Source organism: Nocardia amamiensis NBRC 102102, from assembly GCF_001612745.1.
GTDB classification, from domain to species: domain Bacteria; phylum Actinomycetota; class Actinomycetes; order Mycobacteriales; family Mycobacteriaceae; genus Nocardia; species Nocardia amamiensis.
The window spans coordinates 1-9,987 of sequence record NZ_BDBA01000250.1 but is presented as its reverse complement, the minus strand read 5'-3'; the positions used below and the strand labels follow the sequence as shown (position 1 = coordinate 9,987).

Sequence of the window (9,987 nt, the reverse complement as noted above, 5' to 3'; positions counted from 1 at the left end):
TGATGGGGAGGGGTGGGTGACCGGCGGCCGGGTGCGGTGGCGCGGCCGGTGGGGTCTGTTGCCATCGAGAGCGTCGGAATGTGCGGAGATCTTGGATGTGTCCTGGTGTGATGCGCGGCTGCGGCGGTGACGATTCGGGAATCTGTCTGCGGTAGTCGAGAATGGCTGTTCATGAGCGAGGCGGACCGTACCGGTATCCCGCGGGTCGACGAGCTGATCGAGGTCGCCGACCGGGAGCGTGGGCAGTTCTGGGCGCTCGCGGCGTTGAGCGATGCCGAGGCCACGGTTTCGGCGGTGCGCGGATCCGAGCTGGCGGAGGCGCAGAGGTCGGCGCGGCGGCGGTGGTCGGCTGCCAAGGGCCGACTGACCAGAGCGCAGAAGGACGGGAACGCTGACAAGATCGCGGATGCCCGGAAACGTTGCGACGCTGCGTATGCCGAGTTCGACGCGATCTCCGTGGCGGTCATCAGGGAGATGCAGGGCATCGTGGGCGCGGGCCTGGAACGCAACGGTGAGATGCTCGGCCAGATGCGCCGGTCGTGGGATGCGGGAGCGGCGGTCATCGACGCACTGTCGCCGCCGGAGCCTGGCATACCCCGTCTGACGTGAGGGTGCTCCCGGAGTCTCAACGCGCGAGCTGCCCGCGGTGGCGGGCTGGCGGGGGCCGGGGCCCCCGCCAGGGGGTCTAGGTGGCGTCTACGCCGCAGCCGTTGCACAGCAGCAGGTGCCCGTCGAGGTGCCAGGTGGTGTCGAACATTCCGGCCTGGCAGGTTTCGGGGGTGTAGGGCCAGGGGCGGTCGGGGAAGTAGGCGACGAGGCGGCCGGGGGCGACGTAGCTGCCGCCGTGGTGGCGGGGCGGGAAGGGATCCCAGATTCCGCCGATGGTCGAGAGGTCGGCGTAGTCGGAGCTGAGCATGGTGGCGGTTCCTTTCCGGTGGAGGTCTGACTGAGGGCGTCTCGATCACGGCCGTGGTGGGTGTCAGGAGGGGCGGAGCCATCACGCAGTGACGCCGTCAGGCGCTCTTGATGCCCGCCGCGGCTGTGATAGCCCTCGATCGGTCAGTCCTTCGCCGGAAAGGAACCGCTGGTGAGCGGGTCCGGCTGCGTCGGCCTCGGAGGTGAGCGGCGGGGGCTGGGTGAGTGGCGCCCCGCCGCCGCGGCGGCGGCTACGTCGCGGGTGAGTGACGCCGGACCCCGGCCGCCCTACACCGCCGGGGCCTGCCGGTCCGGCACGGCGGATGCCGGGCTGGACGTCGAAGGTGCGACGGCTGCGCCGTCGTCGGTTCGGTTCAGGCCGGCGGCCTGGAGGCGCGAGCGCAGCTCGCGGGGGCCTCATGCTCGGCCGGCGGGTGCGGCGGCGGGTGACCCGGTTGGACGTAATGCCGCTGGGAGGTGATTGTGCGGGAGCTGCGCAGGCCGGGCAGGCTCTGTGTCGCGGCAGCTCTGAACATCGGCGGCCAGAGGTCAGAACCGCAGGGCGGCAACGGTTCTCGCCATGTCGCTGTGACGGCCGCACCTTTCCTCACATTGCGTGATTTGCGTTAAATGCGTAAGATACTGTTACAGAGTTTTTCGAGTGCGTGCCCCGCCGCCCGGTGAGGCGGCCGGAGAGGATAGGCAGTGATGAGGTTCTTCCTGGGCTCGCACCGGCCAGGATGGCTGGCGCGGATGGGGGTGCCGTTGTTCGTGTCGGATCGGACGTTGCGCTGTGCCCGGCTACCGCGGGCCATCGCGCCGTGGGCGTTGGATTCCGGGGGCTTCACCGAGCTTCAGCGGTATGGCTCTTGGGATTTCGGGCCCTCGCCGGCGGAGTACGTCGATCGGGTGCGGGGTTATCGGGACGAGGTCGGCCAGCTGGTTCTAGCCGCGCCCGCCGACTGGATGTGCGAGCCGTGGGTGCGCCTGGGCGGGGTCGTGGACGGGGTCCGGTTCGCGGGCACCGGGTTGAGCGTGGTGGAGCACCAGTGGCGGACGGTGGAGAACTTCTGCGAATTGCGTTCTCTGGCACCGGAATTGCCGATTATGCCGGTGATCCAGGGGTGGTCGGTGGCCGATTACGTGCGGTGCGTGGAGATGTATGCCTGTTCGGGGGTGGATCTGGCGGGCGAGGCGCGGGTGGGGCTGGGCTCGGTGTGTCGGCGCCAGGGCACGCAGGAGGCCGCGGAGATCGTCGCGGCGGTGGTGGAGGCGGTGCCGGGGATCGCGTTGCACGCCTTCGGGGTCAAGCAGGAGGGTTTGCGCCGGTATGGGGATTGGCTGGCTTCGGCGGACAGTCTCGCGTGGTCGTTTTCGGCGAGGTATTCGCCGCCGCTGGCGGGGTGCTCGCATCGGCGGTGCGTGAATTGTCCGTGGTACGCGCTGGAGTGGCGGTCTCGGTTGCTGGCGTCGCTGCCGCGAGAGGGGGCCGGGATTCAGGTGGGGTTGTTCGGAGTGGCCGATCCGGGTGAGCAGGATGCGCGCCCGGGCGCTGTGAGCGTGGAAAGCGAGGTGTCGAGCGATGACGATGGTTGCCGGCTCGTGGCGTGAGGGTCGTGAGCGCGTGGGGGATCGAGAGCTGCGTGCCGGTCGCGGGGAGGCCGGCGCACCGGCGGGCTACGCGGTGGTGGTGCGGCTGCGGGCGGACGACGGGTCGGTGTTCGACGATTCGATGTCGTTCACGGTGCTGACCGAGGGCTTCGGGGTTCCGGCGATGGGCGAGGTGCTGGTGTTCGAGGCGGAGGACGGGCGCGGGTTGCGGCTGCGGGTGACGGAGGTGCGTCACCGGTTCTGCTGCGCGCCGCCGTTGCGGGAGGTGGAGGTGATCGGTGAGCCGGCGGGCGCGCTGGATGTCGCGACGGCGGTGGGGTTGCTCGAAGGGGGCTTGGCGGGGTGGGCCGCGCAGTTCCCGATGGTCGAGCTGCCGGTGTTCGGTTCGGAGACGTTCGATGAGAGATGGAGGTGAGGACGATGACACCGATGTCGACGCTGGTCGCGGAGCGCCGCGGGCCTGTGGTGTGGCCGTTGGGCGGGTTCCCCGATGTAATGCGTGATATGCGTAAGATGCATGACGTGTCTGAGCTGCGCCTGATCGATATCACCGAGCTGCGGAGGAAGTTGGCCGAGCAGGTGAAAAAGACCTACGAGGACAATGCGATCACCGTCGTAGCCTGGTTCGACCAGCCCGGTGGAGTGTTGATGCCGATGCAGTATTGGCAACTCGGGCAGGAACGTGAGCCGGTGGATGAGATGCTGGTGGAGCGGATCGGCACGCGCGCTGGGCGGGACAAGTTGCGGGTGCTGCGCGATGAGTTGCGTCGGGGCAAGCACACGATCATGACGGTGTGGAGTGATGATCGGGCGGCGTTCGCGCCGTATGACTGGGCGCGTAGGGCGTTTCCGGAGTGGGATCTGCCGGAGGTGTTGAAGGAGTCGCCGGGCGACAAGCAGCCGTCGGGGGATTGTGTGCAGGTGGTGTACCGCAAGTCGGCGACGGCGCGGGATCTGCTGGCCGAGTTCGCTGATGCGGCGGATCCGCAGTGGGAGGCGGATCGGCGGCTCTCGGGTGGTCCTGGCCGGATTCCGGTGGACCGGCGGGTGTGGCTGCGCGGGGTGGTGTATGTCGAGGACGGTGTGGTGGCGCGGGTGCGGGCGCTGGATCCGGACGGCGTGTGGGAGGACGCGCCCGACAACGACAAGGCGAGTCTGGCGCCGGTGTCGGCTCCGTTGACGCGCGAGCAGATCGAGCAGCGGTTGCCGGCGTTGCGCATGTATCCGGGTGACCAGCGGCTGGCACCGCAGGGCGCGCCGCGCGAATATGTCGATCTGTAGCCGGATCTCGGCGGGAAGGGATTGCCGATCGTGAGCGATGCGATGGACAACGATCACTGGATCATCGGCCAGGCCGAGGCTGCTGCGTTGCGGCCGACCGGCTGGGAGCGCTGGATCGGGGCCGCGGAGGCTCTGCTCGGTCACAGCGCCGATGGCGACCAGCGCGCTGACGGGTACTCGATGGACTGGTTCTACGACCAGTGGAAAGCCGGGGCCACACCGAGCGATGCGGTCAACGCCCTTGCCGGGGTCATCACTGACCGGCAGGACCGCTGAGTTCGGGACGGCGGCAGATTGGCTGACACCGCAGAGTGCGCTGCGGTGAATACGTCGACCCTGCTGCTGGGACCGACCTGGTGTGACTACAGCTCGGCCTCGAGTTTGCTCACATTGTCGGCCAATGCTTCCCTGAGCACGTGTGGGTCACCGCCGTCGGTTGGCACGACGCCTTCCTCGAGGTAGTGGATGGCCTTCCCGAGTTCGCGGATCGTTCGGTGGATCAAGGCTTCGGGTACTGCGACCAGTCCGGGCTGGGTTGCCGAACGCTCCATGAGAATTCCCCAGTGGCAGATTGTCGCGATCGGCTGATGAACGCGATCGAAGGTGTCGTCGTCGAAGTACGGCATGCCTGCTGTCATGGCCAGCTGGCCAGCGATCGCCAGGCCGGCGCTGGTTCGACCGGCCAGAGCGGTTGAGATGACATGAGTTGGTGGCAAGGTCAGGGGGTCGGCGCCGGGCTTTTCTGCCTCCAACTCCGATGCCATCCGCTGGGCCATCTCTCGGATCATCTCGTCGGTGAACTCTCGGCGTGCGGTCGGCTCGGTGACTCGCATGGCGTGAGCAACGGCGTTCACTCTCGCCTGGATCTCCTGGCCGATCGGCTCTCGCGGACACGTGAGGCCGAGCTTGTTGGTTTCGTCCATGAATACGTCGATTCGGCCGTCCAGCCACGTCTTCCGAGGGCTCACTCGGCACAGTGTGCCAGAACAGCTAGCCACCAGGTGCGCTCTGACCGACCATTCCACCAACCGATGAGGTGTACCGGACGTGCGGCACCGCCAGCCACTTACACCGATGCCGCATCGATTCCGTTGACATACCCCTAGAATTCGCTTTAGATTCCCTTCTGTCGGCTCGACGGGGGTCGGCGTCCTGTTCCGGGGAGGAAGTCTGATGGGTTTTCGTGCGGTTTCGGTGCTGGGTCTGGCGTTGCTGGGCGCGGGGGTCGGTGCGGCGGTGATGGCGGGGTCGGCGGGCGCGGTGACGCCGGTGGGTGACCCGGCGAACGGGATCGTCGCCGGTCTGGGTTTCAATCACGGTGAGACCGAGGCGCTGGCGAACAGCCCGATTCCGGGTGTGCTGGGTATCGGGTTGGTGGCGCCGGCGGTGGTGGTGCATGTGCCGGAGGAGTCGGCGTTGCAGCGCGAGGACGGCAAGGTGCTGGCCGATATGCCGACGGTGTGGCGCGATGCCGCGGGTGCGCCGACCGGCAAAATCGCTGTGGCGCTGCTGGATCCGGCGAAGTGGCACGGCAAGACCATTCTGGTTGCCGAGTTCCGGTGAGCGGGGTCGGCCGCGCTGATCGGTGGGTGCGGAGATGAATGCGCGGATGCGGGGCCGGTGGCCGGGGGTGGTGGCGTCGGTCGCCGTCCTGGTCGCGGTCACCGCGACGTGGATTGCGGTCGAGTCGACTGGGCCCGAAGCGCCGGCGGCATCGCACGGGGCGGACCTGGGTGCGTCGACGACGGTGACGGTCACGACGTTGCCGGTCGTGCCGGAGAGCTGTTCGTTGGTGACGGCGGCGACGTTGGCGGCGCATCTGCCCGGCGCGGTGTGCAGGCCCCCTGTGGTGGCCACGCAGCAGTACGGCGGCGGTCTGGTGATGACGATGGCCGATTGGCAGGGTCACGCCGGTGAGGGCTCGTTGGTGGCCCTGGAGGTCCGGGTGACGATCGCCCCGGCTACGGCGTCGACGACGTATGCGAACAGCCGGGCGGCGGCCGCGGCGGTGTTTCCGACTTTCCACGACGGGGTCGATGGGCGGGAGCTGGCCGGGGTGGGCGATCAGGCGGCGGTGATCGGGGGCCGCTGCCGTCCGGGGCCGGGGTGTTTCGATGCGCAGGTCGATGCGATGGCCGGGCCGGTGGTGGTGGATGTGCTGGCCGGCGGCTTCGGTGATGTGGCGGCAGCGGAGGCCGCGGCGGTGGCTGCGGCTCGTGATGCGCTGGCGGCGCCGCGATGAATTCTGTCGGTCCGGCTCGGTGTGGTGGATGCCGGGCAGTGAAGCTCAGGGGAGGAGAGCGGTGTGTGGGAGTGGGGTAGAGCGTTCGCCGAGCACGCGGCCGCGGCGTCGTGGACGTATACGCGCAGCGTGCGCACCGAGCCGAAGTACAGCGATCCGGAATGCTGGTCTGAAGCCGCCGATGGCGCTGGGCGCGAGGTGAGGCCGAGACCTCCGGCGCTGCTGGTGTGCGTGCTGGTGCTGGTGTTCGGTTTGAGTGCGGCGGCGTGTTCGCCGGGTCCGGGCGAGACCGGTGCGGTGCCGGAGACGACGGCGCCGCAGGCGCGGCCGTATCAGCAGTTGTTGTCCGCGGCGGACCGGGATGCGGTGGCCTATCGGGACTCGATGCGGCAGGTCGATCCGTGCGGATATCTCGACGAGGCCGCGGTGCGGGCGATCGGTGACCCGGGCTATTGGGGCGCTGATGGCGAGTTCGAAAGCTGCGCCGCGGTTTTCGGTGATCCGGTCGGGCCGAAGGAGATCGACAAGATCAGCGTCGAGCTGGGCGGCAGCCCGGAGCCCGGGTACGGGGTTCCGGTCGAGGTGGGCGGGACGACGGTGCGGACCTCGCCGTCGGAGGACTTTTGCAGTGCGTATGTCGATCTGAACGCGCGGCAGTCGCTGAGGTTCGTGGTGTGGCGCAAGGGTGATTTCCTGGGCCGGGCCCCGAAGGTGGACCTGTGCCCGGAGGCGGCGGCGGTGGCGGCGGCGGCCGCGGGCCCGCATCTGGGGCAGCGGCCGGCGCGGTCGCAGTCGCGTTTCGCGAATATGGCCTCGCGATTGTCGGCGCTGGATCCGTGCAAGGTGCTCGACACCTTGGCTGCGGGGCACCCGAGGTTGTATGTCGGCACGGCGCCGCTGCCGTGGCAGTGCGATTTCAACTTCGATGTCGCGGACCGCAGCGGCGGTGCGCATGTGGATTTCCTGTTCGATTCGGAGGTGACGTTGGAGGCGTCGTCGATGATGGACGAGGTCGGCAGCCGTATCGATGGATATCCGGTGGTCGAGCAGGCGGGGGAGCGCGGTACCAGCTGGGCCGATAGTTGCCAGATGCGGGTGGGTGTGGATCCGGCGTGGCAGCCGCCCGCGCGCGGCGATCAGGGCCGCGACGTGGACATGGTGCGGATTTCGGTCGAGAACGGCGGCTGCGAGCAGGCGCGTGCCATCGCCACCGAGCTGCTGCGGCTGTACAAGGGCGCGTGAGACCGGCGGTGGGTTGCGGTGAGTCACGTGGATTGGGTTCGGCTGGCCGGGCAGCGGCGGCCGCTGGCCGAGGTGCGTGAGGATCCGGATCAGCATGTGCGGTTGCTGGCGGCGGCCCGGTCGGGCCGTAGTGCCGAATGCTTGTGTCGGACACCGCCGTTGCGGTTGGTGACGCGGTGTTCGCAGTCGGGGCGTCATCATCTGGCGTGCTGGCCGGGTGAGGGGCCGCGTCATCATCCGCAGTGCGCGTTTCACCGCCTGGACCCGGAGCTGAGCGGGCGGGGGGCGTACAAGGAGGCGATCCGGGAGACGTCTGCGGGGGTGTCGATCACGTTCGCGGCGCCGTTGGTGAGCCAGCCGACCGAACGACGGTCGGTCGTCAGTGCTTCTGTGTATCCGGGGTTGGGCCGCCGGTCGGTGGGGCTGGTGGGTCTGCTGCATTTCCTGTGGGAGAGCGCGGAGCTGACGGCGTGGTCGGCGGGTGCGCGGCGGCGTGGCTGGGCGGCGGTGGCCCAGGCGCTGACCGCGCAGGTTTGCGGGTGCACGATCAGCCGTCAGCCCGCCGGGCGGGTGCTGTATGTCGTGCCGCCGTATCGGGCCGAGAACGCCGAAGCGAATCTCGCGGGGTTCGACGAGTTCATGGGCGCGCTGCGCGCGGATCGCAGGCGGATCCGGCGCGGGTTCGTTCTCGGCGAGATCAAGGCGGTTCGTCCGTCCGAATATGGTGTGCGGTATCAGCTTTCGCATTTGGGCCGAGGGCGGCAGGTGTTCGCCGACGCCGAGGTTGACGCGCGGTTGCGGCGGTCGTATCGGTCGGCGTTCTCCGAGGCCGCGGCCGAGGTGGGCGGTCGGCGGATCGCGCTGTTCTATGTCGAGCGGTCGGTGAAGGGGTACGCGGTGGCGGTGGATGCGGCGGTGATGCTGACCAGCGGTGATTACATCCCGGCCGATTCGTCGCACGAGGTGCGCATGGCCGATGCGCTCGCGGCAGCGGGCCGCAGCTTCGTCAAGCCGTTGGTCTTCGACGGCGCCGGCGGTGATGCGCTGACTTCCCAGGTGTTCCCGGATTTCGTGTTGACCGATGAGGACCGCGCGTATGTCGAGGTGTGGGGGTTGCCGGGTCGGGCGGATTATGAGCGTCGGAAGGCCGAGAAATTGGCGGTCTACCAGCGAACGGCGTCGAGGCTGGTGGAGTGGACCGTGACCGATCCGCTGCCGATCCTGACGCGGGAGGCCGCGTGATCAGTCGCTCATTCGTCGTCGACGCCGGAGAACAGCGCGTGGAACAGGTCCATTCGGCCCTGGGCGCTCTTGGCGGCGCCGTACTCTTCGAGCGCGCGACCGAGCGGCCCGGTCTGGTCACGGTCGGTGAGCCAGCCGGTGAAGGAGATGCCCGCGAAGATGCGGGCCGCGTCCGGGTCTTCGGTGCGCAGCCGTTCGAGGTTGGCATCGCAGCGGGCCGAGGAGTCGTAGTCGGTCAAGAACTCGTCGAGCTGCTGGCCGAGGTCGGCGTCATCGGGTCGGGGCGGCAGGTGCATATCCATGAGGAGAACCAGGGTATGCGGGCTGGGGTTCGGCACGTCCGATGGGTAGCGGAGGCGGTAGCGACGTGACGGATGCAGTGCCAGAGCCGGGACAGCCGACGGGAGGAACTTCCGATATGGTCGCTCATATGTTCGAACAGCGGTACGAGCCGATTCGGTGGGTGGATCCGCCGATCGAGGTCCGCGTTCTGGCGGCTCAGCTGTGGGGGCCGCGGCGGTTGAACTGGGGGACCAGTACGCCGTTGTGGCAGCGGACCGGTGGGCTGAAGGTGGACGAGGAGATCCCGGGCCGGCTGGAGGAGTTGGTGGTCACGTCGGTGGGGGATCTGGTCGGCCGGATCGTGTTCGCGCCGATGATCGGTCGACAGCGGACCTCGGAGAACATGATGCTGCCGTGGGGTACGTGGGCGCCGACTACAGAGGACGGTGCTCGGCGGCTGCGGGCGCTGGTGCTGGATTTCGGGCTCGGCCAGGAGCTGTAGCGCGCTGATAGCAGAACGTCCCGCCAGATCGGTGCGGACCAGGCGGGACGCTCAGGTTCTTCAGCCTCGGCAGAGGCATCGTGTCCGAGTACAGGACAACGACGTTGTTGTGTTGTTGTTGCTAGGCGGCTGCCGACCGCGGGTAGAACTCCGCCTCTGCCAGCCCGGCGCGGAAAGCATCCCACTCGCCCGAAGTGAACTTCAGCGTCGTGCCGTCTGCGCCCCGAAGGACTGTGCCGTCAACGATGTACTCGATATCAGGCGTTCCAGGGAACTGCTCAACTACGGTCCGGCGCAGCACCAGAGCCTCGAAGGTATCCCAGGCCGCCGCGGGCATCTCGATGATTGGCTCAAGGTCGAGCCTGTTGCGCCCGTCCCGTCGGTATTTGCTGTCTCGGATGTATACGGCCTGCTCATCCTGCCGCCGCCGAACCTCGACACAGTTGCCGCCGCCCTCGGAGAACGACGACTTGATAAACCCGTCGCTTGGCCGGTGCCCGGTCATGTTGTACTTCCTCACTTCTTACTGCTCCTTCGAAAGAATCTCTGCATTCCGGGCGATCAGTTTTCGGCTCTCGTCCGGCGGCAAAGCAATTTCATGCAACCTCCGCCAGAGCCGGTCGTGGTCGGCGACTTCGGTGTGGTCGCGCAACAGCACATCCTCCGTTAA

The 9,987-nt window shown here is 68.2% G+C and carries 15 protein-coding genes; 10 read left to right on the top strand and 5 right to left on the bottom strand.

Translation table 11 applies throughout. The annotated features are described in order from the left end of the window. Nucleotides 1-171 precede the first annotated feature (171 nt). Nucleotides 172-609 (top strand): hypothetical protein, encoded by a 438-nt coding sequence (locus tag NA4_RS33580; protein ID WP_067479357.1) that lies wholly within the window; start codon nucleotides 172-174, stop codon nucleotides 607-609. 76 nt (nucleotides 610-685) lie between these two features. On the opposite strand, the gene NA4_RS33575 is transcribed toward NA4_RS33580, so the two are convergent. After that, nucleotides 686-916, bottom strand: coding sequence for a hypothetical protein (locus NA4_RS33575; protein ID WP_067479355.1), 231 nt, complete (start codon nucleotides 914-916; stop codon nucleotides 686-688). A 707-nt stretch (nucleotides 917-1,623) separates the two neighbouring features. On the opposite strand from NA4_RS33575, the gene NA4_RS33570 reads away from it, so the two are divergent. From NA4_RS33570 to NA4_RS33555, 4 genes are all read left to right on the top strand, one after another. Continuing rightward, entirely contained in the window at nucleotides 1,624-2,526 is a 903-nt protein-coding gene (locus NA4_RS33570) for a deazapurine DNA modification protein DpdA family protein (RefSeq protein WP_067479353.1), read from the top strand. Next, a complete protein-coding gene (locus NA4_RS33565; RefSeq protein WP_157129456.1) occupies nucleotides 2,498-2,941 on the top strand; it encodes a hypothetical protein in 444 nt (147 codons plus the stop codon). Before NA4_RS33570 ends, NA4_RS33565 begins: the two co-directional genes overlap by 29 nt. 107 nt (nucleotides 2,942-3,048) lie before the next feature. Continuing rightward, nucleotides 3,049-3,807 (top strand): hypothetical protein, encoded by a 759-nt coding sequence (locus NA4_RS33560; RefSeq protein WP_157129455.1) that lies wholly within the window; start codon nucleotides 3,049-3,051, stop codon nucleotides 3,805-3,807. A 30-nt stretch (nucleotides 3,808-3,837) separates the two neighbouring features. Beyond that, nucleotides 3,838-4,083, top strand: coding sequence for a hypothetical protein (locus NA4_RS33555; protein WP_245671702.1), 246 nt, complete (start codon nucleotides 3,838-3,840; stop codon nucleotides 4,081-4,083). Nucleotides 4,084-4,169: 86 nt separating this feature from the next. Here NA4_RS33555 and NA4_RS33550 read toward each other — a convergent pair whose 3' ends face one another. Further along, complete coding sequence (locus NA4_RS33550; protein ID WP_157129454.1) at nucleotides 4,170-4,775, bottom strand: hypothetical protein; 606 nt, start codon at nucleotides 4,773-4,775, stop codon at nucleotides 4,170-4,172. Between the two features lie 205 nt (nucleotides 4,776-4,980). Here NA4_RS33550 and NA4_RS33545 point away from each other — a divergent pair, with 205 nt between their 5' ends. The 4 genes from NA4_RS33545 (at nucleotide 4,981) to NA4_RS33530 (ending at nucleotide 8,533) form a co-directional block, all read left to right on the top strand. After that, nucleotides 4,981-5,370: a hypothetical protein gene (locus NA4_RS33545; protein ID WP_067479345.1), complete on the top strand. Its 390-nt coding sequence runs from the start codon at nucleotides 4,981-4,983 to the stop codon at nucleotides 5,368-5,370. A gap of 34 nt (nucleotides 5,371-5,404) precedes the next feature. Beyond that, a complete protein-coding gene (locus NA4_RS33540) occupies nucleotides 5,405-6,049 on the top strand; it encodes a hypothetical protein (protein ID WP_067479343.1) in 645 nt (214 codons plus the stop codon). Nucleotides 6,050-6,112: 63 nt separating this feature from the next. Further along, entirely contained in the window at nucleotides 6,113-7,291 is a 1,179-nt protein-coding gene (locus NA4_RS33535; protein WP_157129453.1) for a hypothetical protein, read from the top strand. Between the two features lie 18 nt (nucleotides 7,292-7,309). Continuing rightward, a complete protein-coding gene (locus NA4_RS33530; protein ID WP_067479339.1) occupies nucleotides 7,310-8,533 on the top strand; it encodes a DUF1173 family protein in 1,224 nt (407 codons plus the stop codon). 8 nt (nucleotides 8,534-8,541) lie between these two features. Here NA4_RS33530 and NA4_RS33525 read toward each other — a convergent pair whose 3' ends face one another. After that, entirely contained in the window at nucleotides 8,542-8,835 is a 294-nt protein-coding gene (locus tag NA4_RS33525) for a hypothetical protein (RefSeq protein ID WP_067479337.1), read from the bottom strand. A 128-nt stretch (nucleotides 8,836-8,963) separates the two neighbouring features. Between NA4_RS33525 and NA4_RS33520 the strand changes: the two genes are divergently transcribed. Then, nucleotides 8,964-9,317: a hypothetical protein gene (locus NA4_RS33520; RefSeq protein ID WP_067479335.1), complete on the top strand. Its 354-nt coding sequence runs from the start codon at nucleotides 8,964-8,966 to the stop codon at nucleotides 9,315-9,317. Nucleotides 9,318-9,438: 121 nt separating this feature from the next. On the opposite strand, the gene NA4_RS33515 is transcribed toward NA4_RS33520, so the two are convergent. Then, nucleotides 9,439-9,837, bottom strand: coding sequence for a DUF397 domain-containing protein (locus NA4_RS33515; protein WP_245671701.1), 399 nt, complete (start codon nucleotides 9,835-9,837; stop codon nucleotides 9,439-9,441). A gap of 3 nt (nucleotides 9,838-9,840) precedes the next feature. After that, nucleotides 9,841-9,975, bottom strand: a complete 135-nt coding sequence (locus tag NA4_RS42935) for a Scr1 family TA system antitoxin-like transcriptional regulator (protein ID WP_245671703.1) — start codon at nucleotides 9,973-9,975, stop codon at nucleotides 9,841-9,843. Between the last annotated feature and the right edge of the window lie 12 nt (nucleotides 9,976-9,987).